Here is a 26,001-nt window from a genome sequence, read left to right as displayed (position 1 = left end):
CAAACAAATTTCGTAAACTTACGTACATGAAACTTATATCGACTTTGCTCCTTTACTTATCCGTTATCGTAAGTACTGCTTTCGCTCAAGATTTACCGCATTTAAAAGAATCGGCATTTAAAGGTGGTGAGAAATTAAAATATAAACTCCGTTATGGCTTTATTTCAGCCGCAACAGGGACATTAACCGTTGAGGATACCAAGGACGGAGCTGGAAACCCTTCCTTTCATCTATATGCTGCCGGCAAAACAGCTGGCGCCTTTGCGATATATACCGTAAGAAATGAATACAACTCGTATATCAACAGCAAAACATTTTTACCGTATTATTATACAGAGAACATTCGTGAAGGAGGATATAGACGGAATGATAAGGTACGCTTCAACCAGGAGACAAATAGTGTTGTAGGTAATAAAGGGACTTTCAACTCGAAGGTAGATCAGACTTTCGACTTGCTTTCTTCCTATTATTTTGCCCGTAATCTAGATCTGTCGACTGTTAAACCAGGAGAATCTTTTAAGCTGACTTATTTTTTGAATGATGAGATTGCCACCTTAGGCATACAATATATTGGAATAGAAAAAATAAAAACAGAATTAGGCACTTTAGAATGTCTCAAATTCAGTCCTGAGATTAAACCGGGACGTATCTTTAAAAAAAAATAGCAAGCTTTATCTGTGGGTAACCAATGATGGCAACCGTATTCCGGTCAAAGCCAATGTAGATATTCTCATCGGCTCGGTAACATTAGAATTACTCGAAGCCAGTGGATTAAAATACAAATTGGGACAAAAAGCAAGCTACTCAAAATAATTAGAATGATTGAAGTAGGAAATGTATTGGTGCACGAAGATCTAATCAACAATGACTTTGTGTGTAATTTATCAAAATGTAAAGGAATCTGTTGTATTGAAGGCGATTCAGGCGCCCCTTTATTGGAGAGTGAAAAGGCTATATTAGAGGAGATTTATCCCAAAGTAAAACCCTATATGACCGAGAAAGGTATTGAAGCGATTGAAGAGCAAGGGAAGTATGTTGTCGATGTTGATGGCGATCTAACGACCACCTGTGTCGATGGGAATAAAGAATGTGCCTATGTGACCTGGGAAAATGGCATTACAAAATGCGCTATCGAAAAGGCGTACGAACTTGGCGAAGTCCATTGGCGCAAACCCGTGTCGTGTCACCTCTATCCTATCAGGACAACACATTATCCCGAATTCGACGTACTTCACTATGACCGTTGGCATATCTGTAAAGATGCATGCTCATTTGGCAAAGAATTACAGGTACCTGTATTTAAATTTTTAAAGGATCCTCTCATCCGCACCTATGGTGAAGAATGGTACAAAAATCTTGAGAAAGCAGTCGAAGAGTTGTAACAAAATCACTATCTTTAAGCTTTAACTATTTTGGTATTTCACCCCAATTCATGTCAAAATTAAGAGAGATCCAACGCCCTATTGCCCACGAACTTGAGGCTTTTGAAAAAAAATTCAAAGCTTCAATGAAAAGCTCCGTCCCCTTGTTGGATCGTATTACACAATACCTGATCAAACGTAAAGGCAAACAAATGCGGCCTATGTTTGTGTTCTTTTCTGCTGGTATATGCAACGGAATTAATGAGTCCACTTACCGAGGAGCTGCTCTCGTAGAATTGTTGCATACCGCCTCACTCGTACATGATGATGTGGTGGACAATTCCTATGAACGCAGAGGTTTTTTCTCCATCAATGCATTATGGAAAAATAAAATAGCTGTTTTGGTGGGTGATTTTCTCCTGTCTAGAGGCCTGCTCCTTTCTGTAAAACATCAGGATTATCACTTGTTAAAAATTGTATCGGAAGCTGTGGATCAGATGAGCGAAGGTGAATTGCTTCAAATCGAAAAGGCCCGTAAACTGGATATTGAAGAATCTATTTATTTTGAGGTCATACGGAAGAAAACAGCGTCGCTGATTGCGTCTTGCTGTGCCTGTGGATCGGCTTCTTCCAATGCAGATCAGGAAACAATAGATAAGCTCCATCAATTTGGTGAAAAAATCGGAATTGCATTTCAAATTAAGGACGATTTATTCGACTTTGGGTTAGATGATGTCGGCAAACCGCTCGGCAATGACATCAAAGAGAAGAAAATGACCTTACCGCTAATCTATGCCTTGAATCAAGTAACTTCAAGTGAAAAGCGTAGGATCATTAATTTGATTAAAAACCATAATGAGGATGCACACAAAGTGGCCGAAGTCATTGCCTTTGTCCGCCAGAGCGGAGGGCTCGAATACGCTACAAATAAGATGCTGGAATACCAACAAGACGCTTTCCGGATTTTGGAAGACTTTCCCGACAGTGAATACAAAGCGGGGTTGGAGCAGCTGGTAAAATATACAACAGAAAGAAAAAAATAAAATGAGTCACGAATTAATGTTTTTTGGCGGATTCCTCATCTTTATTGCACTTATGCTAGCAATAGATCTAGGCTTATTCTCCAAAGGCGACAAACCTGTTAGCCTAAAGATGGCTAGCATCATGAGCGCCATCTGGGTCTTATTCTCATTGGGTTTCTATTGGCTTCTTCGTCACTATGGATTTGAACTACACAACATCCATGACTTAGACCACCTTCAGGAAATCATTACCAAACACCACCACGATATTAAAATCATTCCGGGTGATTTAGCGGCGAGTCTCGAGCTCTACAACAAAAATCTTGGCCTGGAATATCTCACCGGTTATGTTGTGGAATATGCCTTATCCGTAGATAATATCTTTGTGATGGTATTATTATTCACTTCTTTTGGTATTCCGGAGCGCTATTACCATAAAGTTTTGGTATGGGGGATTTTGGGCGCAATCATTATGCGTTTCTTATTTATCTTCCTTGGCGCTACCCTGATTGCTAAATTCGGCTGGATTCTATATGTTTTTGGTGCTTTTCTGGTCTTTACAGGTGTAAAAATGTTTATCAACCGCAACCAGGAAGAAGAAGTAGATCCACAGAACCACCCAGTTGTTAAATTCGCTTCCCGATACTTTAAGGTAACACCAAAATTAGATGGCGGGCACTTCTTCCATGTAGAGAACGGAGTGAAATATATGACGCCACTATTTCTTGTATTACTGGTCATAGAATTTACGGATTTGATTTTTGCTGTGGATTCTATCCCTGCAATTTTCTCGGTTACCAAAGATGCCTATGTTGTATTTTTCTCCAATATTTTTGCCATACTTGGATTGCGGTCTATGTTTTTCCTTTTGGTCAATATTATCCACAAATTCCAATACCTCAAAGTCGGTTTAGCATTTTTGCTGGTCTTCATTGGTCTAAAGATGCTGCTGCATCACTGGTTGGCCGAAGTAGGTTTTACAACAACACATTCATTGATTGTTATTGTCAGCATACTTGCATTGAGTATCATTGCTTCGCTGCTTTTTCCAAAAAAGCCTTCACCGGCCGATTAAGCGATTATTGAAAAGCTACCGGTGGTCATCGTTCGACAAAAAACACCGGTAATCAGCGCTAAATTATAAGCGATACAAAACACCATGGTCAGAAAGAAATTTCTGACCATTTCTATTTGATGTTAACATTTCTTATATATCCTATTCTCCAACAAAAGATTAGCAAAAAAATAGTAGATTTTTAAGAACAATTATTTTACATAGGAATTTACCTTACTAAATTTAATTTATTTAATTTAGCACCACACTAAATTAACAAAATACTAACAATGAATTGGAATAAAACGATTGTACTAGCTGCTTCACTTTTCGCAGCTTCGTTCCAAGTACAAGCACAGGACAATTTGATCAATGCACTAAAAGCAAATCAAAATGACAATAGCAAATCTGGATTTACATTTACTGAAGTTATCAATCTAGGTAATACATCCATCAAAAACCAAGGTTCATCAGGTACTTGTTGGTCTTATTCAGGTAATTCTTTCCTGGAGTCAGAGATGATCCGTATGGGTAAAAAACCAATTGAGATCTCCCAAATTTATACTGCGCGCAATACGTACTTAGACAAAGCTCGTACTTATGTACGCCTTCATGGTGGATTATCATTGGGTGAAGGTGGTCAATTCCATGATGTTTTGAACTCATTCCGTAAATACGGTACAATGCCGCAATCTGCTTACACAGGTCTTCACTACGGCACTACACGTAACAACTTTGGTGAAATGACAAATATGTTGGATGCGATGTTAGGAGCAGTAGTAAAAGGCAAAACATTAACGCCAAACTGGGAGAAAGCATATACCGCAGCGATGGATTCTTATCTTGGAGAAGTACCTGAGAAATTTGATTACAACGGTAAATCTTATACACCACGCACTTTTGCAGATCAGGTAATCGGTATCAATCCGGATGATTACGTTGGTATTGCTTCGGTAACTGACCATCCATACTATAGCCAATTCGTATTGTTGATTCCTGACAACTGGTCATTCGACCGTTTCTATAATGTTAAGATGAACGATTTAACGGACATCATTGACAATGCGTTACAAAAGGGTTATACTGTAGCTTGGGCAACTGACGTATCAGAAAAAGGCTTCTCTTGGAAAAACGGTGTAGCTTATGTGCCAGAAAAACCTTTCGAGGAAATGACAGATCAGGAAAAGTCAACAATGTTTGTTGGTCCTAAACCAGAGTTAAAAGTAACAGCGGAAGAAAGACAAAAAGCTTTCGACAACTGGCAAACTACAGATGACCACGGCATGCATATCGTAGGTCTTGTAAAAGATCAAAACGGAAAAGAGTATTACATCGTTAAAAACTCTTGGGGCACAACAAATGACTATCATGGTTATTTATATGCGTCAAAAGAATTTGTACGTTATAAAACAACTTCTTTGATGTTACATAAAGACGGTCTAACAAAAGATTTAAAATCGAAGATAAATATCAAATAAGCGATTTATCAGTCCACGAAAACACCTCTGAAATTAATACTTCAGAGGTGTTTTTGTTTTCAGATTAATTTAATAACTTAAACATAATTATGAATCTTTTGTTGAGTGAGTATGAGAAGTATAATCGCATTATGCCTTACAATTTTATTCGGGAATTTGGCTCAGGCCCAGACCAAGGGTGTGAAATTTGTAGAAGGGTTGAGTTGGAAACAAATAAAGGAGCGGGCACAAGCTGAGAACAAGTTTATCTTCGTAGAGCTATTTGCAACCTGGTGTGGCCCATGCCAATATATGAGCAATGAGATCTTTCCCTTAGAGCAGGTGGGGCAGCCAATTAATCAGAACTTCATTAGTGTTAGGGTACAAATGGATTCCACAGAGTCCGACAATGCCAATGTCAAAAAATGGTATGCCGATGCGCGTGCTATTTCCAATGAATACAATATTCAATCCTTTCCCACATTTCTTATCTTTAATCCCAATGGGCAAGCGGTACACCGGATTGTCGGTGCAAGTGACGCTCCCGAATTTGTCGGTCATGTGATGGATGGCCTTTATCCCGAAACACAGTATTACACGCTGTTAAAAAAATTCGAGAAAAGACCTCAAGATATTTACACAGCCAAGCAGATGCTGAAAGCAGCAAATATCGCTTACGATGAAAATACAGCACGAAAGGCAGAAAATACCTTAGCAAATTCATTGGGCACGGATGAACTATTCAAAAAAGAAAATGTCCATATTTTATTGGCGGCTGCCAAATTCACCAATTCAAAAGCTTTCAATCTTATTCGCAACAATAAAGAGAAAATTGATATTCTATTAGAGTCACCGGGTATTGCTAACCGCACACTGGCAAATGTTGTCGTCAACGAATTATTTCAGATTAAAATAGATGCCAAACATGAACCCAACTGGGATAGTTATCAAAATGAACTTGCTGCAAAATATCCAGACATCGATTTCGTTCCGATGTTCAAGAAGATAAAAGCACACTACTACCTTCAGGTGAAGAATTATGTAGCCATGAAGAATACGATTAATGATTACCTTTCGTCAGAAGATTTTACTCCACACCAATTAAATACCTTTGCCTGGACTATTTTTAACAATAGTAGCGATGCTGCATGTATTGAATCCGCGTTAAGCTGGAGCAAGAAATCCATCATTGAAGATCCAAGTAGTGCATTCTTGGATACCTATGCAAACCTACTCTATAAGAAAGGAGAAAAAGAAAAAGCCATAAAGTGGCAAAACAAAGCTATTGAAATGGCCAGTGAGGACGATCGTCCTATCTATCAAGAAACACTGGACAAAATGATGAAAGGAATAAAAACTTGGGAGAACTAACCTTATCCCGACCAATGCGAACGATTAAATTAAAAATCTAAAATACCAACATTATGAAAAAATTGATTTTAATGCTATTTCTAATTCCGACCCTACTGTTTGCGCAAAGCGAGGGGGTCAAATTTGAGCATGGGCTCAACTGGAGTCAGATTAAAGAAAAAGCGGCTAAAGAAAACAAATTCATTTTTGTAGACTGTTTTACAACCTGGTGTGGTCCTTGTAAATATATGTCGAGTACTATCTTCCCACAAGCTAAAGTAGGTGATTTCTTCAATTCAAAGTTTATCAATGCAAAAATTCAGATGGATAAAACCAAGAATGATAGTGAAGATGTAAAATCATGGTACGAAGAGGCCGACCGTTTTGCCAAAGATTATAAAGTTAGGGCATACCCAACTTTTCTGATCTTTGATTCAAAAGGTACCCTTGTGCATCGTATCGTTGGTGGCGGTGAAGCGGACGATTTTATAGCGAAAGCACAAAAATCACTTGATCCAAATACACAATATGAAACGCTATTAGCAAAATTTAATGCCGAACCAACTAATGTAAACATTGCCAAAAGTATGGCTATGGCAGCCAAAGAAGCTTATGATCAAGAGACACAGGCAAAAGCGGAAGGAGTCGTATTAGCGTCCTTGACTACAGATCAAATCTTTACAAAGGAGAATATCAGTTTATTACTTTCGGCGGCTAATGTTGTCGATTCTAAGGCTTTTAATTTAATCAAAGATAACCCTGCTAAATTTGACGCCGTTAGTGAAAAAGTAAAAGCAAATGACTTCTTGTCCCAGCTGTTGGTTGGCAACGTCGTAAATACCAAAATCCGTGCAAAGGAAACGGTTGATTTCGCAAGCATAGAAAAAGAATTGGCGCAAAAATATCCAACTGTCAATACAGAAAAAGCAAGTCTCGAAATGCAACCACGTTATTACGGTTATACCAAAAATTACCCGGGCTTAAGAGATAGCTTCAATAAATATATTGCAAAATACGGGGCGACCATCACAGCAGCGGAATTGAACAACATGGCTTGGTCTATTTTTGAAAACTGCAATGATCCTGCCTGTTTAAAAGCAGCAGCGGAATGGAGTAAATTGTCCAATGAGAAAGAAAAGGATGCGCCGATGTATCTAGACACTTTTGCAAACATATTGTATCGCCTTGGAGAAAAAGAAAAAGCTATTAAAACGCAAGAAAAAGCAATTTCACTGATCACAGATGCTACCCAAAAAGAAGAGTATGTAGCGACCTTACAAAAAATGAAAAAAGGTGAAAAGACTTGGCAATAAGAAGATATTCTAATCGTCGATGAATAAAAAAGCCGCGGTCAATAACTTGATCGCGGCTTTTTTATTTATTGCTCTACAGACAGTGCTTTGAACCAAAAGATAATGCATTGAGCATTGGAAAACTGTCTACTTACTTTAACTCTTTAATACCCATATTCCAGAGCGCGAAAGCATATTTATCAACTGTACTATTGATCAGAACTTCTGTTGACCGTCCCGCACCGTGGCCAGCTTTTGTCTCAATACGAATCAATACGGGGTTATCACAAGCTTGCTTTGCCTGCAGTTCGGAAGCAAACTTATAGGAGTGCGCCGGTACCACCCGATCATCATGATCTCCGGTAAAGACCATCGTCGCAGGGTAACAAACCCCAGATTTCACATTATGCACCGGAGAATATGCTTTCAGATAATCAAACATTTCTTTGCTATCACTGACCGTACCATAATCATAGGACCAACCTGCACCAGCTGTGAAGGTATGATAACGCAACATGTCCAAAACACCAACCTCAGGCAGTGCGACCTTGGCTACTTTGGGATCTATTGTCATTGTTGCCCCAACAAGCAAGCCACCATTGGAGCCCCCCGATAAAGCAGTATACTCGGGTGATGTATAACCATTCTCCTGAAGATAATGTGCCGCGGCAATAAAATCGTTAAATACATTCAATTTATTGAGCTGTCTACCGCCATCATGCCATTTCTGACCATATTCACCGCCTCCGCGCAGATTCGGAACAGCATAAACACCACCATTTGCCAACCAAACCGCAACGGAAGTACTAAAGGCAGGTGTCAAGCTGATATTAAAGCCGCCATAACCATACACAATCGTCGGGTTTTTCCCATTCAAGACAATCCCCTTTTTGTACGTAATAATCATCGGAACCTTAGTACCATCTTTGGATGTGTAGAAAACCTGTTTCGATTCATACTGATCGGAATCAAATTTCACCTTAGGTTTGATATAAAGTGTAGACTGCCCAGAATTTACGTCAAACTTATAACTTGAAGAAGGTGTAATGTAATTTGAAAAACCAAAATAGATTTCTTTTTCCTTTTTCTTACCCGAAAAGCCACTCGCCGTACCCACACCAGGCAATTCTATTTGCCGAATCTTTTTACCCGTATAATCGTATTGAATCACAACCGAAACGGCATCTTTCAAATAGTTTGCAAAAAGATAGCCTCCACCTGTACTGATCGAAAGTACATTTTCAGTCTCTGGAATAACATCTTTCCAGTTCTCCTTGGAAGGATTCTTCAAATCAACTTTTACCAAACGGTTGTTGGCAGCCTTGTAGTTCGTCTCCAATAAGAAACTATCCCCAATATTGTCAACGACACCTGTATTTGCGTCAAAATGATCTTGTAGGCAGACAATCTTGCCATTCGGTTGATTGAGATCTTGATAATAAAGTTCATTTCCTGTTGTCGTATTTGCAGCGGAAATAATCAGGTAACGTTGATCGTCTGTTAATGAAGCTCCTACATAACGTCTCGGTGTTGCAGGGCCACCAAAAATCAATTTATCTGTAGATTGGGCTGTTTTTAGTTTATGGTAGTATAATTTATGTTGGTCTGTTTTTTCAGAAAGTTCAGATCCTTTTGGTTTATCGTAACTCGAGTAATAAAAACCATCATTTCCTTTCCATGCAATACCGGAGAATTTGACATCCACTAGCGTTTCACCTACAGGCGACTTATCCTTGGCATTCAGTACAATGACTTTCCGCCAGTCTGATCCTCCTTCAGAAATAGAATAGGCGACTAAGCTGCCATCCTTTGAAAACGAAACATCGGCCAATGAAGTTGATCCATCTTTCGAGAATGTATTTGGATCCAAGAAAACTTCTTCTCCTCCCGTCTCCCCTAGTTTACGATAAAGCACAGCATGTTGCTGTAAGCCGTTATTCTTAAAAAAATAAGTATATGCACCTTCCTTAAACGGAGTCCCTATTTTTTCATAGTTCCATATTTCGGTTAATTGATCTTTTAATTTTGTACGGAATGGAATTGCATTTAAATAGTCAAAAGTCACTTTATTCTCTGCCTGTACCCAGTTTTTTGTCTCGGCTGAACGATCATCCTCCAACCAGCGGTAAGGATCTGCAACCTTTTCACCCCAAAATTCATCCACGACGGTTCCTTTATTTGTCTTCGGATATGTTAACTGTTGTCCATAACCGGTCGTCGCCGTACCTGCCATACCTATCATCATTAGAATAAGGCCAAAATTTTTGTTTATCATAAAAAATCGTCTACTTGTTTCAACCAACCTAAGTTTTATTCACTTAGCATCTGAAAATTCAATTTGAGTTGAATATAAATAAATTTATCGATCTCTTATCTTAAAATATACGAGACATCTGCATTTTTTTACTCACAACAACCTATACAACAAGATTATACACATATTTCTTTGCGGTATATTTTTATAGCAACCGAAATTTCTTTAGATTTATTTAAATCTTGAAAATATCACAACAATGTTTAAAAAAGTCATATATCTTTCTTTGTCAATTTCCATTCTTCAAATTGGAATAAGCGAAGCACAACAACTTTCCATAGATCAACAATATCGAGCCACTCCTACTAAGATCAACGATCTTGTCCACACCAAGCTCGATGTCCATTTTGACTATACCAATCAATTCCTCAATGGAAAAGAGTGGGTTACATTAAAACCTCATTTCTACCCAACGGACTCTCTTCGCCTCGATGCAAAAGGTATGGATATCAAACAGGTTTCTTTGGTCAATGGCTCACAATTGATTCCCTTGAAATATACCTATGATGATCATTCGCTACTGATTAAGCTCGACCGTAATTACCTTTCCAAGGAACAATATACAGTATACCTCGATTACACAGCAAAACCCAACTTATTAAAAGTTCAGGGCAGCGCAGCGATTAACGATGCTAAGGGACTATATTTTATCAACCCTGATGAACGCATGCCGAACAAACCTCGTCAAATATGGACACAAGGTGAGACTGAAGCATCATCAGCCTGGTTCCCGACGATTGATCGCCCCAACCAAAAGACGACAGCAGAAATCTCCATGACCGTTCTTGACAACTATGTCAGCCTATCGAATGGTGTATTGAGCAAGCAACAGAAAAATAATGACGGTACCCGTACAGATACCTGGAAAATGGATTTACCACATGCCCCATATCTATTTATGATGGCCGTTGGTGATTTTAAAATCTATCAGGACAAATACAACAATATCCCCGTTGACTATTACCTTGAACCGAAATATGCGCCCTATGCCAAAGATATCTTCGGTAAGACACCAGCGATGATGGACTTCTACAGCAAGACTTTGGGTGTTCCTTACCCTTGGAATAAATATGCACAGATCGTCTGTCGCGATTATGTCTCAGGTGCCATGGAAAATACAAGTGCAACACTACATGGCGAACATGTACAAAAGACGAAACGCGAATTGTTGGACGATAATCAGGAAGGAACGATTGCGCATGAACTATTTCACCAGTGGTTTGGTGATTTGGTCACAGCAGAATCTTGGTCCAATTTAACCATGAACGAATCTTTTGCCACTTTCGGCGAAGTTATCTGGCGTGAGCACGATGGCGGTAAAGATCGTGGCGATAAATCCAGATTTGAAAAACTCCAGTCCTATCTCAAATCGACTAAAAATGGGAAAAGCCCGACTTTAGCCCGTTATTATTATCATGATAAAGAAGATATGTTTGATAATATCAGCTATGCGAAAGGCTCATTGATTCTCTATGCCCTAAAAGAGCAAATGGGTGATGAAGCGTTCTATCAATCGTTGAAAAAATACTTGACAGACAATTCCTTTAAAACCGGCGAGCCGCAACAGCTCCGTCTAGCAATGGAAGAAGTGACCGGCAAAGACTGGGCTCCGTACTTCAATCAATGGTATTACCAAGGCGGACATCCAATTTTGAAGATCACAACAAGAAACGGAGAGAACAGTGTCATACTGAATGTAGCCCAAATTCAAGATTCTACGGTACAGACTTTCCAGCTTCCCTTGGCCGTCGATATCTACACCAAAAATGGGAAGATCAGACAGACATTTCAACTCAACAGGCGGAATGCCCAATTTATGATCCCGCTACCTGCTGCTGTTGAATTTATTGATATTGATCCCGAAAAAACACTCGTGGGTCAAATTCAAATCGATAAATCAGATGCCGACTATCTATATCAATATGAGCATGCACCTTCATTTGCCAACCGCGTCGGTGCGATTGCCTATGCCTCAAAAAATCCGACAAATACCATCAGCCAGCAAATCTTAACAAAAGCATTGGCGGATACCGATGCGGATCTTGCCGCAACAGCGATTCAAGGTCTCGATCTAAGCAATCCCGCGATGCGCAAGTCAGCCGAAAAAACCATCTTGGCACTTGCAGAGAAGTCCGAAGCCTCTGTTATCCGTGCCTCTGCGATTCAAAAGCTTGCACAGACAAAAGATAAAAAATACAAAAATCTAATTCTGAATGCTGTAGCTGACAAATCCTATATGGTTATTGCAAGTTCAATCATGGCAATAAAAAGTGCTTATCCAGATCAACTTCAGCAGTCCTTGAAGCGCATTGATCCCGATGCTACGGAATATCTAAAGGCGCTGATCACCGAATTATCTAAATCATAGCAAAATATATTGTGGAGGCGAATTTTGTATTCGCCTCCATTTTTTTTAGTTTTGGCCACATGTCAACAAGAACAAAAATTTATTTTGCCTCCGACTTTCATCTTGGATCTTACCCCTTGGAACGTTCACGGGAAAGGGAGCTGCAAATTATACAGTGGCTGGACCAGATCAAAACAGATGCTGCACAGCTCTATCTTGTTGGTGATATTTTTGATTTCTGGTTTGAATATGCGACTGTTGTCCCAAAAGGCTATATCCGCTTTTTGGGTAAATTAGCCGAAATTGCAGATCTCGGCATTCCCATTACTTTATTTAAAGGCAACCACGATATGTGGATGTTTGATTACCTCAAAAAGGAATTAAATGTACGCATCATCGACAATGAGCTGGAGTTACATCTCAACGGAAAACATTTTTACATTCACCACGGCGATGGTTTAGGTTCGGGAGATTACAAATACAAGATACTCAAGAAAATATTTCGGAGCCGTCTCTGTCAATGGTTATTTGCACGGTTGCACCCAAATCTCGGAATCGGAATCGCGACACGTTGGTCCAAACATAGCAGGCTTTCGAATAATGAGGACGAAAAGTTTCTGGGCGAAGACAAAGAATGGTTGATCGGTTATGCAAAGGAACTGGAGTCAACCCAACATCACGACTACTATATCTTTGGCCATAGACATCTTCCCTATGATGTTGAGCTGAACGCCAATAGTCGTATTCTAAATTTAGGGGAATGGATCAATTACCATACCTATGCAGTTTGGGATGGTGCAACTTTACGTTTGGAAAAATGGGCGAGCAAATCCTAATTTCTTTATCCGATTGCCTGAATGGTTATCACTTTCTAACGCCTGAAAGTGCTGCAAAATTGGAGCGGGTCAGTAAGAAAATTACGGCGAAAAGAAATAGCCTGTTGATCGAACAGGACAAAATTCAAAAAGACATCTATTTTTTGGCTTCAGGATTAGCCCGCGTTTACTACGAGACGGCCAACCGCCAGATTACCCTTGATTTTGTTTCACCTGGTGGAACACTCATATCCATGAATAGTTATGTCCATGATACCCCAGGTTATGAAAACATAGACCTTTTGGAGGATAGTGTTGTTTATCAGATAGACCAAAAGCAACTTTTTGACCTCTACGAAAGTGATATTGCCATTGCAAACTGGGGAAGAAAGATGGCTGAACTTGAATTCATCAAGGCCGAACAACGAACCATGTCCAAGCTCTTTAATACTGCCCAAGAGCGCTATGCCGAGTTACTTCAAAAATACCCCCAATATATCCAGCGGATCAAACTTGGTTACATCGCCTCCTATCTCGGCGTCAGTCAGGTAACCTTAAGTCGGATTCGCGCAACTATTCACACAAATTTTTAACATTTGTAAAAATTATTATCGGCCAAAAGCTGGAACTTTGTACCAAAATAAAAAATAGAAAACGATATGAACTGGATATTTTTAATATTGGGCGGATTATGTGAAATTGGTTTCACCACGTGTTTGGGTAAAGCCAAGGATGCAACCGGGAATGGGCAATGGTTCTGGTATGGTGCCTTTGTTGTATTCCTATTTGCAAGTATGGGCTTATTGATCAAAGCCACACAGACACTTCCCTTGGGCACCGCTTATGCTGTTTGGACCGGAATAGGTGCGGTAGGTACTGTTTTAATGGGGATCTTCTTCTTTAAGGAGCCAGCAGATTTCTGGCGCATATTCTTTATTTTCACGCTGATTGCTTCCATCGTAGGACTAAAAGCAGTTTCCTCTCATTAATAGCAGGCTAGGTTGTTTAAAAGCAACAAAATTTCCTTACTTTTGTACACTCAATAGTAATCTAGGTCATACATTCCTAGAAGAAGCATTTTTGATATATGTTAGACAAATTACAAGCGATAAAAGAAAGATGGGAAGAAGTGGAAGCTGAATTGAGCAACCCTGATACCATGCAAGATATGAAACGTTTTGCCAAATTGAATAAAGAGTACAAAGATTTGGGCAAAATTGTGGACCAATACCATATTTACAAAAATATGGTGAGTAATATTGATACCAATAAGGACATCATCATGAACGAGAAGGATCAAGAACTTCGTGAGATGGCCAAAGAGGAATTGGATCTTTTATACGTAGCAAAAGAAGAAAAAGAAGAAGAAATTCGCCTAATGCTTATTCCGAAGGATCCTGAAGATGCGAAAAATGCCATTATCGAAATTCGTGGTGGATCAGGTGGTGATGAAGCAGCCTTATTTGCGGGTGACCTTTACCGTATGTACACACGTTATTTCGAAACCAAAGGCTGGCGCAACGAAGTAATGGACGTTACCGAAGGAACCTCTGGCGGTTACAAGGAGGTGATTTTAAAAGTTATCGGTGAAGACGTTTACGGACAATTGAAATACGAATCAGGAGTACATCGTGTACAACGCGTTCCGGATACCGAAACTCAAGGCCGTGTACATACCTCTGCAGCTTCAGTAGCTGTGTTACCAGAAGCTGAAGATGTCGATGTTGAGATCAATCCGGGTGATATTGAATTACAGACATCCCGTTCAGGTGGTGCTGGTGGACAGAACGTCAACAAGGTAGAAACAAAGGTACAATTGACGCATAAACCGACGGGTATCGTTGTTGTTTGTCAGGTAGAACGTTCCCAATTAGCCAACCGTGAGTTAGCGATGGAGATGTTGCGGAACAAACTTTATGAGCTCGAGTTGAACAAAAAGAACGGCGACATCGCTGCAAAAAGAAAAACTTTGGTTTCTACAGGAGACCGTTCGGCAAAAATTCGCACATATAACTACCCTCAAGGTCGCGTAACGGAGCACCGTATTGGAATGACGATGTACAACTTACCGGCAATTATGGACGGTGATATTCAAGGAATTATCGATGCATTGCAGTTTGCTGAGAATGCAGAGAAGATGAAAGATGGCCAAGTAGATTAGTTTTTTTTTCAAAAAATCTTTGCAGATACGTAAACAAACGCTATATTTGCACACCTTCTGAGGAGAAGGGTTGAGGTCTGGTAGTTCAGCTGGTTAGAATACATGCCTGTCACGCATGGGGTCGCGGGTTCGAGTCCCGTCCAGACCGCTAACAAAAAAAGCATCATTTAATTATAAATGATGCTTTTTTTTTGCCTTAACAATACAACAGCTATTATTTTTTTATTTCGTACTGAAGAGCTCCCGAAGGACAGTGCTTGATCTGTTCAATCAATTCGGCCGTACTCGCATTTTGGGCCGTAACCCAGGGCTTATCTTTCGGATGATACACATTCGGCAGACTCTTTACACAAACTGCAGCATGTACACAGCGTTCCGGTATCCAAAGGACGGTTATCTCTCCATTTGGATGTGGATATCTAACTATTTTTTCCATAATTCCATCTCTCTTTAACAATTCATATTTTAAGAACTAATAACGATAAAGGCAATTTTGTTTTAAGAAACAGCGCGCCGTTTTTTGATCATACTACTTACCCGATAGATCATAAAAATACCGACAATGGAAAGTAGAATAACAATCATCCCCAATGTCGGGTAATGTTCCAAGGGGCTTTCTTTTGTTTCTTGGACAATGATTACACCTGCTAATGAAGCAGCAACACCACCTGCCAGCTGTTGCAACGAAGAACTGATACTCATAAATGCGCCCCGATCTTTCATCTCGGGAACAGCAGTGATCAAAGCCGAAGATGGCGTCATCCGACTTAAAATGCCGGCCATCATTAAAATGTTTAAGATAACAACGATATAAAATGGCGTAACACCTAGGTTCGTGTAGATAAATACGACAATCATAAGCCAAAGGGAAGCGAAAGCAAAAATCTTAAACTTATCGTAACGGTCACTCAATTTCCCTACAATAGGCATAATAATCAATGAAGCAATACCCGAAATCATAAACAACATCGGCAGCTGCTCGTGGCTTACCTTTAGATTATTGACTGCAAAAGCACTTCCAAAAGGCATCATCATATAACCTCCAATGGATAGCAAAGCTGTTGCCATAAAGCCGACGCGGTATTCTCGCTGTGAAAAAGTCAACCAAAGGTGCTTTAACGCAGATTGATGTTTCTGAAGACCTATATGCGCCGTAATAGGAATGAGTTTGACCGCTATAATAACGACAATAATCAAAGCCATCACTGCAATCCACAAGAAGGCACTATGCCAACCCCAATTATTTGCAATATATAATCCTATGGGAATCCCCAGGACCTGACTTGCACCGAAGCCCATCTGCACAAAGCCCATCACACGTCCGCGCTGTTGGAGCGTAAAGATATCGGTGATAATAGCCATAGAAATCGAGCCGATAACGCCGCCAAACAGCCCGGTGACGATTCGTGCAGCAACCAACGTCCAGTAATCGTTGGCAAAACTGCAGCAGAAGGTTCCGATAATAAAGCCAGAATAGAAAAATAACAGCAGTTTCTTCCGATCAAAACGATCGGCAAAGCCCGCGGTCAGCAGCCCCGAAGCACCGGCACTAAAGGCATAGGCCGAAACCGCAATACCAAATTGAGCCGGTTTGAGATCTATGGCTTTCATCAGGATATCCCCCATCGGTGACATCACCATAAAATCAAGCACAACCGTAAATTGCGTCATGGCCAATAAAAACACCACAAGTTTTTGATATGCCGTAAAGGGCGCGTTATCAAGTTTATTTATTTCCATACTGTTCAGATTGCCACAGTTTAAACTGGCCTAAAAATACAGAAGTGCGCGAACATTCTTTGTAATAAGTTTGCAAAATTATCGCGCAAGATTCTACCTTACCTTACCTTACCTTACCTTACCTTACCTTACCTTACCTTACCTTACCTTACCTTACCTTACCTTACCAGTTTGGGTAAGACGGTCAATCACCCTTTTCAACCACTATTTAAACATAGCATAGGGTCGCTAACAAAAAAGCCAGCACCTGTGACAGGTGCTGGCTCAATATGCGATATAAAGCAAATTATTCAGCTATAACAGCGAATTCAGCTCCCGACGCATAATCGTCACCACGTTGGGAATTAAGTCCAGTAAAGCGGATATAACGTCCTTTCACAGGCTTTTCGAATCGAACAGTTTTTAATTTTTTATTCCGTTCAAAAGATCCGGACATCACATCTTCCCAGTTCTTCCCATCTTTACTCACCTGAATCTTATAATCCTTGATATCACCATTCGGTCCATCCTGTCTTGGTAGAAAAGTGAAGCCTTTAATTGTTTTGCTACTTCCAGCATCAAAATCAACCCAATGTGGGTACTGTGCTACGGTAACCGAATACATCGTATGCCAAATCGAGGAAGGATCTCCATCCAGTAGGTTCTTAGCATCCCCTTCGCCAGTCTCTTGGCTTGAGGCAAACACAACTTCCATTGGAATAGTTTCGATTTTTGAGTATTGCTGTGTTACCTTTAATTTCTCATTATGCTGATACCAAGCAGTCACGGTACCACCAGTACGTAAATCAAAAGGCGCATTGTAGACGCTTGCTTTCGCATTATTCAAACTGTATACAACAGGTTCATTCTTATTACCTGATAAAATAGAAACTTCACCGTTAGAACTTCTTGCTAAAGAAATTGGCGCATCGCCTGCAGCCGCTACCTGAGCCTTCTCCATCATATCATTATTCTGAATCGGTCGGATAATAAAGCCCATAGACGTTGGCACTGCTTTCACACGGTCTTTTTCCAACGGTGGCCCTTGTCCACAGCTATTACCGCCCAATCCTGTTACCGCAGCATCTAGATGTAGATGTATACCTGAACTTTTTGGCAATTGATAAGGGTGTGGCGCAAATGTCAGTTCGAGCTCACTATATTCCAAAGCGGAAGTTGCCAAATGATTTTTTGCAACAAAGATAGCTCCTTGACCATTATTGTTGGTTAATGCTGTCCAACGCACCTCTTCATTGTTGCTCATATTTTGCGGATTAGGCCATGGCACAAACTGGTCTTTTACAGCAGTTTTGTGCAATTCAATAAATTGAGCAGTCTTCCGGTCAGCATAATTGTTGATCGGTCCACGTCCATAGTAACTATAATTGCCAAACTCGGTCGGTAATTGCAAAGAATAGCCCAATCGAGCTAAGACCACACTCGCATTATTGGATGTAATACTTGACGACAATTCAATAGAGCCGTCCTTATAGATTGTCCAGATCTGATTGCTTGTAAATTTAAAATCATCCTTACCAAAAGGCTTATCCGTATGTTCTTTAAGGGTATACGTTCCAGAAGTTCCACCTAACAGAGATGCGCCATAAGGTGCTTGCGATTCAATCGTAAACGCCAATACAACTGTTCCATCCTTCTTGGTATAACTGTTTGAAGACAAAACCTTATGTTTCAGGTTATGTAATCCTTTTTCAAACCATTGTTGGTAAGCCCAGTTGTCATTGTCAACCGGAGCACGTAGCGCATCCAATTTAGGACCTTCACCATCGCGGATAATTTGTTTACCGGCATACGTTAGATTATATATCGAGCCAGTTTTATTGTCAAACTTAACGATAAACTGATCTCCCTTGACCACCTGCAAATCACCTTCTTTGGAAAGCAACGGAGCCGCCCCTTGTGCAACAGATGAAATCAACGGTTTATTTTCGGCCGCTTTGACAAACAGTTGTTCCTCCATTTGTACAAAACCTTTGGCTGCCCAAGGTCGATCCGTATTGAGAATAAACTGTACTTTTACAAAATACTCCGATCCCGCATCCAACTGCGCATATTTTATCGGCAATACAAGTTGCTTGCGTTGGCGCGCCTCGGGCAGATCTGTCGCACTGATTGTACCCCTGCTATTTTTCACCTCTACCCCATTTTTATATAGCGACCATTGAACCTGATAATCGGATAGATCTTTAAAATAATTTTTATTGAAAAGCTCAATTTTCCCCTGTTGAATATCAACAGCTTTTACGCCCGCATTTTGGTACACTTTCTTTACCTCATAATACTGTGGCTTAGGTTTCATATCGGCAAAGATCAACCCGTTATTGACAAAGGTTCCATCATTGGGTTTGTCTCCAAAGTCGCCACCATAGGCAAGAAAGCGTTCGCCGGTCTTTTTATCATAATAATACATGGCCTGATCAATCCAATCCCAGATGGCACCGCCCATAAAAAAGTTGGTCGATTCGATGGCTTCCCAATAATCTATTAGGTTACCAACAGCATTCCCCATGGAATGTGAATATTCCGAAATATGAAATGGATATTTCAATTTGTAGGTACCTTTTACAGCTCCTCTTACCCAGTCTATCGAAGGATATTGGTTGGACCCCATATCAACGATTGTATTGTTACGCTCGTATTGAACAGGTCGTGATGTATCAATTTTTTTAATAGCCTGATAGGCGGCCACGAAATTATCACCCGGACCGGCTTCGTTTCCTAGAGACCAAATAACCACTGCCGGATGATTGATGGTCGAATGCACCATCTCGATATTACGGGCTACATGGGCATTTTTCCATTCAGGAACATGAGAAAGAGACTCTTTGCCATAATAATATTCATGGCTCTCAATATTGGCTTCATCCTCGAGATAAATTCCATATTTATCGCATAAATAATACCAATAAGCAGGTTCTGGATAGTGCGAATTCCGTACATGGTTGATATTCGCCCGTTTCATCAATTTCACCTCAGCTTCCATCTGTTCTCTGGTCACTACTTTACCATGCTCAGGATTGGTCTCATGACGGTTGACACCTTTCAGTTTCACCGTCTTGCCATTGACATAATAATAACGTCCGGCCAAGCCAAATTCATCATCAGCAGCCTTGGTGTCTTTAATCTCAACCTTTCTAAATCCAACGTAGGTAGAAATAGTCTCTATCGTTTTGTTCTTTTTATCCTTCAATTCAGCGACCAAAGTATACCGATATGGTAATTCGGCAGACCATTTATCTGGATTTTTAACGTTCAACGTTGCTGCGATGCTATTGGAAACCTGACCATCCAGGGCTGGCACAGCCGATGAAGCTTCTGTCTGGTCAACAAGGGTATTCTCGTCACTGTATAGCTTATTTTTATAAAGTGAATAAACAACTTTATACCCTTCAGCTTTCTTATTCCCTAGATTGCGTACAGTACTTGTAATTTTCAACGAACCATTTTCATACTTGCTGTCCAAGTCTGGAATAGCCGCTAGATCGCGAATCTGAACTTTTGGCGTTGAAGTCAGGGAAACATCCCGAAATATCCCGGGCAATCTAAACATATCCTGATCTTCCAAAAAGGAAGCATCTGAACTGCGGTAAACTTCAACTGCCAACACATTTTCAGCACCCTTTTTTAAGTAAGGTGAGATATTGAAAGATGCGACGTTCCTTGAATTTTTTGAAAATCCGACATATTTACCATTTATCCACAGGTAGAAAAAGGAGTCTACACCATCAAAATTGATAAATACCTCACGACCGTCCCAATCAGTAGGTACGGTAAAATTGCGTCGGTACGATCCCACTTCATTACGGTAGACATAAGTTGTCCAATCTTGGGCCGGTGTTCGCATGACTCCACCGCGCCAATCATCGACCTTTACTTGATGATGAAAGATCACACGTTGGTTCGTGTAAATAGGTACACCATATTTTAGGCTTCCATCCTTCTGTATACCATAAATATTCCAGCTCATCGGGACTGGAACAGATTCCCAGGCTCCAACATTATAACTAGGATCATAAAAGTCCTTTGGTCGCTCTTCCGGAGTCTTTACCCAGTTAAACTTCCAGGATCCATTGAGCGAAAGCCAATAGTTACTGTGCTCGGGAAGTACTTTTCTCGCACTTTCTACGTTCTGAAAGGAGAAGAACGAAGCATGTGGCAACTCCTTATTAAGTGATAATAATTGAGGCGATTCCCATTCATTCCCTTTTGGAGCCATTGCAGCTCCATACTGGAAACCGTCGATAGATGGCGTAATCGTTTGCCCTATCGCAACAGTAGTGTCCAGCGACAGCAATGAGGCTAGAATCGTTGAAAAAATAACAGAGTTTCTTAACATAATGTAATTAAGCAATTTAGTCCAGGAAACCAAATGTAACTTCATTTTGCAGTAATAACAAGCAGATTATTAAAGCACTCGATTGCGAAACTTTTTCGATACAAAAAAAGGCCATATAGCACGTTAAAATCGTTTCATAAGAGCTTCCTTCGAGAATTGTACATAAAGCAAAAACATAAAAAATAGAGATGGCGAAAAATCACGATGTCCTCCCAAAAGCAGCAGATTTCAATAAAAAACAAATGCTTTCGGTTTCAAGGAATAAGCCTTATTTTTGGGGATAGATTTCGCTTTAAACAAATAAAAGTTTACGTTTGAAAATATTTCGAAGAATTTTATTTTTCAAAGGGTTACAATTTAAGCATTAAGGTATTAATAGGTGAGTAAATTCAGTAAATCAGTCCTGCTAGAAAATGATGAGCAAATCATTGAAGGCATCAAAGACGGCAACAGCTTGGCGATAGATGCTATCTATAAGCGGTACTATCCGTCTATAAGCCATATGATCTTGCAAAACAATGGAAGTGAGGACGAAGCGAAAGATATTTTTCAAGAAGCTGTCATTGTGCTCTACGATAAAGTTTCCAAAGGGAACTTTGAGCTCAGCAGCAAACTAAAAACATATCTTTACTCGATTTGCAGAAGGCTTTGGCTTAAGCAACTCAATCGTGCTGGTTTTGGCAATAGTGACATTCGAGGTTATGAAGATTCCTTATTTGAGGAAGAAGATCTTCAACAGCATCAAGAACTTGAAAAAAAGTTCGATCAAATGGAGCTTGCCTTAGAGAAAATGGGAGAACCTTGTAAGACAATCCTACATGATTTCTACATCTTAAACCATTCGATGCAGGACATCTGTGAAAAATTTGGTTATACCAATACAGATAATGCCAAGACTCAGAAGTATAAATGCCTACAACGGCTGAAAAAAATATTTTTTTCAACAGATTAAAACTAGTGTAACACCATGGGAACAATGAATCAAAAAGAATTTTTCGAATTAGCAGATCACTATCTTCGCGGCGAATTATCGGCCGAAGAAAAAGCTGCATTTGAATCTTTTTGTGCTGATCAGCCCTCCTATGCTGCCCAATTACAACAACACCGAGAATTTGTTGCCAATATGAAAGAAACTAGTCAACGGCTGGATTTCAAAAATGCATTAGCGCAATCAGCAAAAGAATACCATAAAACCCAAAACAAACCCGCAAAGGTGGTTCCTATAAAACAATCAACGGTAATTTCACTTTGGGAACGTATCAAAGCAAGTTCTTTGGTGGCTGCAGTGGTAGCAGTATTTGCGGTATTTGGCACATTATGGCTGAGCGGTTATTACAGCAACCTCGAGAAAGCATCTTCCGATTACAGCGCGCTACGTAGAGACATGAACAATGTCAAAAAGAACGTCAACGCACACAACGCTGCAATCAGGGATATCAATGACAAAAAATCAGTAAAAGGTACCGAAAGCCAGTTTGGCGCAACAGGATTTATGCTGACAACAGATGGCTATGTTGTCACCAACTACCATGTCATTAGTGGAGCAGATTCGATCTATTTGCAAAATAGCAAAGGTGAATCGTATAAAGCACAAATCGTACATACCGATCCAAGCAAAGACTTGGCTATTTTATACATCGCGGATAAGACCTTTAAGAAAGCTAAAAGCTTACCTTACACATTCAAAACATCGACTTCAGATCTTGGCGAAGATATTTATACGATCGGGTTTCCTCGTGACGAAGCAGTATATGGTCAGGGATACCTAAGTTCATCAACAGGTTATGCTGGTGATACCATTGCTTATCAGATCTCCGTACCTGTCAATCCAGGTAACAGTGGCGGTCCCGTATTGGATAGCAGAGGTAATGTGATTGGTATTATTTCCGGAAAACAACGTGGCATAGATGGTGCTGCCTTTGCAATCAAAACGAAATCAATCTTGAATGCTTTAGCGGACATCCCAAGTGATTCACTGGTTACTGGTCTTAAGATCAACAAAAAGAATAGCTTGGCAGGCTTACCAAGAACAGAACAAATCAAGAAAATGCAAGACTATATCTACATGGTTAAAGTCTATTAGGACGCATTTATAACTTATAAAAAAAGGCAACGTTTTCTCAACGTTGCCTTTTTTTGTCCCTTAATACCAAGCCTAATCCTTACAGATTAGGTTGTGGCGTAGTTCTCAAATACGGTTTGATCTCTTTAAACCCTTTTGGAAATTTAGCAGGAATATCTTCTGTCTTTATCGCTGGAACAACAATAACATCTTCGCCATGCTTCCAGTCAGCAGGTGTAGCCACTTGATAATTGGCTGTTAACTGTAAAGAATCAATGACCCGTAAGATTTCATCAAAATTACGACCTGTTGATGCTGGATAGGTCAACGTCAATTTGATCTTTTTGTCAGGGCCAATAATAAATACGGAACGTACGGTCACTGTTGCGGACGCATTTGGATGGATCATATCGTACAATTCGGATACATGATGATCTTCATCAGCGATAACCGGGAAATTCACTTCGGTATTTTGCGTTTCATTGATATCCTTAATCCAATTCAAGTGATCGTTTACATTATCGACGCTTAGTGCAATGGCCTTCACACCTCTCTTGTCAAATTCAGATTTCAATTTTGCAGTACGGCCCAACTCAGTTGTACATACCGGCGTATAATCTGATGGGTGCGAAAAGAAAACGACCCAGCTATCTTTGATATAATCGTGAAAGTCTATTTCACCAATGGTTGTTTGCGCTTTAAAATTTGGCGCTTCATCTCCTAATCTTAAACTCATAATCTTATTTTTTAAATGTGTTTAAATTATATAGTCTACAAATATAGTAGATTAAATTTAGCAAACAAGTAATTCTTCAATTTTTTAAATTAAGATGAAAAAACTAACCCTAATCCAATTGAAAGTAAGGATTTTACCCAAAAACTTATTATGATTACCAAAAGTAGTATAAAAAGTAATTTATTAAATTACTATGCTTGCATAATATATATTTTGTATATTTGAGTATGGTGGTACACCGATCTCATAAAACGATTGTGAGTTGGGAGAAAACCTTTTGAGAGCAAATCTTATTAGATATATAAGTTATCGGCTTGGTAACTGATGAACCAAAAAAACTGAAATGCCATGAATTTTGAATTAAGCGAAGAACATAAAATGATCCGCGACGCAGCGCGGGAATTCGCCCAGGAGCTAAAGGCTGGGGCAATCGAGCGCGATGAAGCCGCAAAATTTCCAACAGATTTTGTCAAGCAGATGGCCGAATTAGGATTTATGGGTATCATGACCCCCGAAGCTTATGGTGGAGCTGGCATGGATACATTGGCCTATGTTCTTGTTCTCGAAGAAATTGCCAAAATTGATGCCTCTGCGGCCGTTATTGTATCCGCCCACAATTCACTGGTATTATATGGACTCAATGCTTTTGGTACAGAGGAACAAAAACAAAAGTACCTGATTCCTTTAGCGAAGGGCGAGAAACTTGGTGCTTTTGCGTTATCAGAACCCGAAGCCGGCTCGGACGCCTCCTCGCAGCACACAACCGCCGAAGATAAAGGAGATCACTATCTACTAAATGGCACAAAAAATTGGATCACCAACGGTGGCCATGCCGATATCTATCTTGTCATTGCACAGACACATCCTGAAAAAGGCCACAAAGGAATCAATGTATTAATTGTTGAAAAAGGACTGACGGGATTTACCATTGGTCCGAAGGAAAACAAATTGGGTATCCGCAGTTCTGATACCCATTCACTTCTATTTTCCGATGTCCGGGTTCCTAAGGAAAACCGCATCGGAGAAGATGGCTTCGGATTTAAGTTTGCCATGAAAACACTCGATGGTGGTCGTATCGGCATTGCAGCACAGGCCTTAGGAATTGCTGCCGGTGCTTATGATCTCGCTTTGGCTTACTCAAGAGAGCGAAAGACTTTTGGAAAGCCAATTTCGGACCATCAGGCCATACAGTTTAAATTGGCCGATATGGAAGTCGATATCGAGGCAGCTCGACTTTTGACGTATAAAGCCGCTTGGACGAAAGACCAGGGACTTCCTTACGGTAAAGAAGCTGCCATGGCCAAACTATATGCATCGGAAGTCGCCATGAAACACACTGTAGAAGCTGTACAGATCCACGGTGGCTATGGTTACGTAAAAGAATATCATGTCGAAAGGTTAATGCGCGACGCAAAAATCACACAAATCTACGAGGGGACCTCTGAAATCCAACGTCTGGTGATCGCCCGCGAGATTCTGCGCTAAGCTGTCAGTCATGTTATGCCCCCAAAAAGTGTCTAATCTTTTTGGGCATTGCATGACTGACAGTTTTTTAACTTTAAAGGCTCTTCAACTTGTTATCGATCATAGCAAGATATTGATAATCCTGAAAGGCAAAGCTCGCCGTTTCGGCCATCGCCAGATTCAAAATAAACTTTGCTTTGCGAAGTAAATTCTCCTGATTACCATCTGTAGCATTCAAACCATCAAACAACAAGGTTAAAGCCAATGGATGTAGTTGCTGTATTTGAAGATCTGTTTTGAGATATGCCGAAAGCTCACTTTCGGAAAGATTTAAAAAATAGGCCCTGCTCTTTTCGAAGAATTTTTCATAAGCATCTTCAAACACTGCTGGATCAGTCGGCTCCGTAAAGGCATCATGACCTTCTGTCCATATGCGAAGAAATTTACCAATTTCTTCGATCCAATTCATCAATACATCTTTTTTAAAACTTAA

22 protein-coding genes and 1 tRNA gene are annotated in these 26,001 nt (G+C 40.1%); 17 read left to right on the top strand and 6 right to left on the bottom strand.

From position 1 onward, the window contains the following. Nucleotides 1-26 precede the first annotated feature (26 nt). From BV902_RS04720 to BV902_RS04690, 8 genes are all read left to right on the top strand, one after another. The gene (locus BV902_RS04720) at nucleotides 27-665 is read left to right on the top strand and encodes a DUF3108 domain-containing protein (RefSeq protein ID WP_335682258.1); all 639 of its coding nucleotides are present in this window, start codon (nucleotides 27-29) and stop codon (nucleotides 663-665) included. Beyond that, on the top strand, nucleotides 628-813 hold the full coding sequence (locus BV902_RS28525) for a DUF3108 domain-containing protein (protein ID WP_335682271.1): 186 nt from the start codon (nucleotides 628-630) through the stop codon (nucleotides 811-813). Before BV902_RS04720 ends, BV902_RS28525 begins: the two co-directional genes overlap by 38 nt. Before the next feature lie 5 nt (nucleotides 814-818). Beyond that, complete coding sequence (locus BV902_RS04715; RefSeq protein ID WP_046672325.1) at nucleotides 819-1,382, top strand: DUF3109 family protein; 564 nt, start codon at nucleotides 819-821, stop codon at nucleotides 1,380-1,382. A 50-nt stretch (nucleotides 1,383-1,432) separates the two neighbouring features. Further along, nucleotides 1,433-2,404 carry a polyprenyl synthetase family protein gene (locus BV902_RS04710; protein WP_075990972.1) on the top strand — a complete coding sequence of 324 codons (972 nt, stop codon included), beginning with the start codon at nucleotides 1,433-1,435 and terminating at the stop codon, nucleotides 2,402-2,404. A gap of 1 nt (nucleotide 2,405) precedes the next feature. Beyond that, nucleotides 2,406-3,458 (top strand): TerC family protein, encoded by a 1,053-nt coding sequence (locus BV902_RS04705; RefSeq protein WP_075990971.1) that lies wholly within the window; start codon nucleotides 2,406-2,408, stop codon nucleotides 3,456-3,458. 269 nt (nucleotides 3,459-3,727) lie between these two features. Next, entirely contained in the window at nucleotides 3,728-4,915 is a 1,188-nt protein-coding gene (locus tag BV902_RS04700; RefSeq protein ID WP_075990970.1) for an aminopeptidase C, read from the top strand. A gap of 111 nt (nucleotides 4,916-5,026) precedes the next feature. Then, nucleotides 5,027-6,265 carry a thioredoxin family protein gene (locus BV902_RS04695; protein ID WP_075990969.1) on the top strand — a complete coding sequence of 413 codons (1,239 nt, stop codon included), beginning with the start codon at nucleotides 5,027-5,029 and terminating at the stop codon, nucleotides 6,263-6,265. A 53-nt stretch (nucleotides 6,266-6,318) separates the two neighbouring features. Beyond that, on the top strand, nucleotides 6,319-7,557 hold the full coding sequence (locus tag BV902_RS04690; protein ID WP_075990968.1) for a thioredoxin family protein: 1,239 nt from the start codon (nucleotides 6,319-6,321) through the stop codon (nucleotides 7,555-7,557). 130 nt (nucleotides 7,558-7,687) lie between these two features. On the opposite strand, the gene BV902_RS04685 is transcribed toward BV902_RS04690, so the two are convergent. Further along, complete coding sequence (locus BV902_RS04685) at nucleotides 7,688-9,811, bottom strand: prolyl oligopeptidase family serine peptidase (RefSeq protein ID WP_075990967.1); 2,124 nt, start codon at nucleotides 9,809-9,811, stop codon at nucleotides 7,688-7,690. A 238-nt stretch (nucleotides 9,812-10,049) separates the two neighbouring features. On the opposite strand from BV902_RS04685, the gene BV902_RS04680 reads away from it, so the two are divergent. From BV902_RS04680 to BV902_RS04655, 6 genes are all read left to right on the top strand, one after another. Then, entirely contained in the window at nucleotides 10,050-12,218 is a 2,169-nt protein-coding gene (locus tag BV902_RS04680) for a M1 family aminopeptidase (RefSeq protein WP_075990966.1), read from the top strand. A 59-nt stretch (nucleotides 12,219-12,277) separates the two neighbouring features. Continuing rightward, nucleotides 12,278-13,033, top strand: coding sequence for a UDP-2,3-diacylglucosamine diphosphatase (locus tag BV902_RS04675; RefSeq protein ID WP_075990965.1), 756 nt, complete (start codon nucleotides 12,278-12,280; stop codon nucleotides 13,031-13,033). Then, complete coding sequence (locus tag BV902_RS04670) at nucleotides 13,015-13,605, top strand: Crp/Fnr family transcriptional regulator (RefSeq protein WP_083663477.1); 591 nt, start codon at nucleotides 13,015-13,017, stop codon at nucleotides 13,603-13,605. The genes BV902_RS04675 and BV902_RS04670 overlap by 19 nt, the downstream gene beginning before the upstream one ends. Nucleotides 13,606-13,671: 66 nt before the next feature. After that, nucleotides 13,672-14,001 carry a DMT family transporter gene (locus BV902_RS04665; protein WP_075990964.1) on the top strand — a complete coding sequence of 110 codons (330 nt, stop codon included), beginning with the start codon at nucleotides 13,672-13,674 and terminating at the stop codon, nucleotides 13,999-14,001. A gap of 98 nt (nucleotides 14,002-14,099) precedes the next feature. Next, nucleotides 14,100-15,173: a peptide chain release factor 1 gene (gene prfA / locus BV902_RS04660; RefSeq protein ID WP_046672315.1), complete on the top strand. Its 1,074-nt coding sequence runs from the start codon at nucleotides 14,100-14,102 to the stop codon at nucleotides 15,171-15,173. 74 nt (nucleotides 15,174-15,247) lie between these two features. Next, nucleotides 15,248-15,321 (top strand) — tRNA-Asp (locus tag BV902_RS04655). A 66-nt stretch (nucleotides 15,322-15,387) separates the two neighbouring features. Here the strand turns inward: BV902_RS04655 and BV902_RS04650 are convergent. From BV902_RS04650 to BV902_RS04640, 3 genes are all read right to left on the bottom strand, one after another. Continuing rightward, nucleotides 15,388-15,609 (bottom strand): (4Fe-4S)-binding protein, encoded by a 222-nt coding sequence (locus tag BV902_RS04650; protein ID WP_075990963.1) that lies wholly within the window; start codon nucleotides 15,607-15,609, stop codon nucleotides 15,388-15,390. A 62-nt stretch (nucleotides 15,610-15,671) separates the two neighbouring features. Next, a complete protein-coding gene (locus BV902_RS04645) occupies nucleotides 15,672-16,913 on the bottom strand; it encodes an MFS transporter (protein ID WP_075990962.1) in 1,242 nt (413 codons plus the stop codon). Nucleotides 16,914-17,199: 286 nt separating this feature from the next. Continuing rightward, a complete protein-coding gene (locus tag BV902_RS04640) occupies nucleotides 17,200-21,246 on the bottom strand; it encodes a glycoside hydrolase family 2 TIM barrel-domain containing protein (protein ID WP_075994624.1) in 4,047 nt (1,348 codons plus the stop codon). Between the two features lie 379 nt (nucleotides 21,247-21,625). On the opposite strand from BV902_RS04640, the gene BV902_RS04635 reads away from it, so the two are divergent. Beyond that, nucleotides 21,626-22,198 (top strand): RNA polymerase sigma factor, encoded by a 573-nt coding sequence (locus BV902_RS04635; RefSeq protein ID WP_075990961.1) that lies wholly within the window; start codon nucleotides 21,626-21,628, stop codon nucleotides 22,196-22,198. A gap of 24 nt (nucleotides 22,199-22,222) precedes the next feature. Continuing rightward, nucleotides 22,223-23,329, top strand: coding sequence for a S1 family peptidase (locus tag BV902_RS04630; protein WP_232475672.1), 1,107 nt, complete (start codon nucleotides 22,223-22,225; stop codon nucleotides 23,327-23,329). Between the two features lie 79 nt (nucleotides 23,330-23,408). On the opposite strand, the gene BV902_RS04625 is transcribed toward BV902_RS04630, so the two are convergent. Beyond that, nucleotides 23,409-24,044, bottom strand: a complete 636-nt coding sequence (locus tag BV902_RS04625) for a peroxiredoxin (protein ID WP_075990959.1) — start codon at nucleotides 24,042-24,044, stop codon at nucleotides 23,409-23,411. Nucleotides 24,045-24,392: 348 nt separating this feature from the next. Here BV902_RS04625 and BV902_RS04620 point away from each other — a divergent pair, with 348 nt between their 5' ends. Then, entirely contained in the window at nucleotides 24,393-25,529 is a 1,137-nt protein-coding gene (locus BV902_RS04620; protein WP_075990958.1) for an acyl-CoA dehydrogenase, read from the top strand. Nucleotides 25,530-25,602: 73 nt separating this feature from the next. On the opposite strand, the gene BV902_RS04615 is transcribed toward BV902_RS04620, so the two are convergent. Beyond that, nucleotides 25,603-25,977: a hypothetical protein gene (locus BV902_RS04615; protein WP_232475671.1), complete on the bottom strand. Its 375-nt coding sequence runs from the start codon at nucleotides 25,975-25,977 to the stop codon at nucleotides 25,603-25,605. Nucleotides 25,978-26,001 lie beyond the last annotated feature (24 nt).

The sequence above is a fragment of the Sphingobacterium sp. B29 genome (genome assembly GCF_001952815.1).
GTDB lineage: Bacteria > Bacteroidota > Bacteroidia > Sphingobacteriales > Sphingobacteriaceae > Sphingobacterium > Sphingobacterium siyangense.
This window is presented reverse-complemented; position numbering and strand designations above follow the sequence as displayed.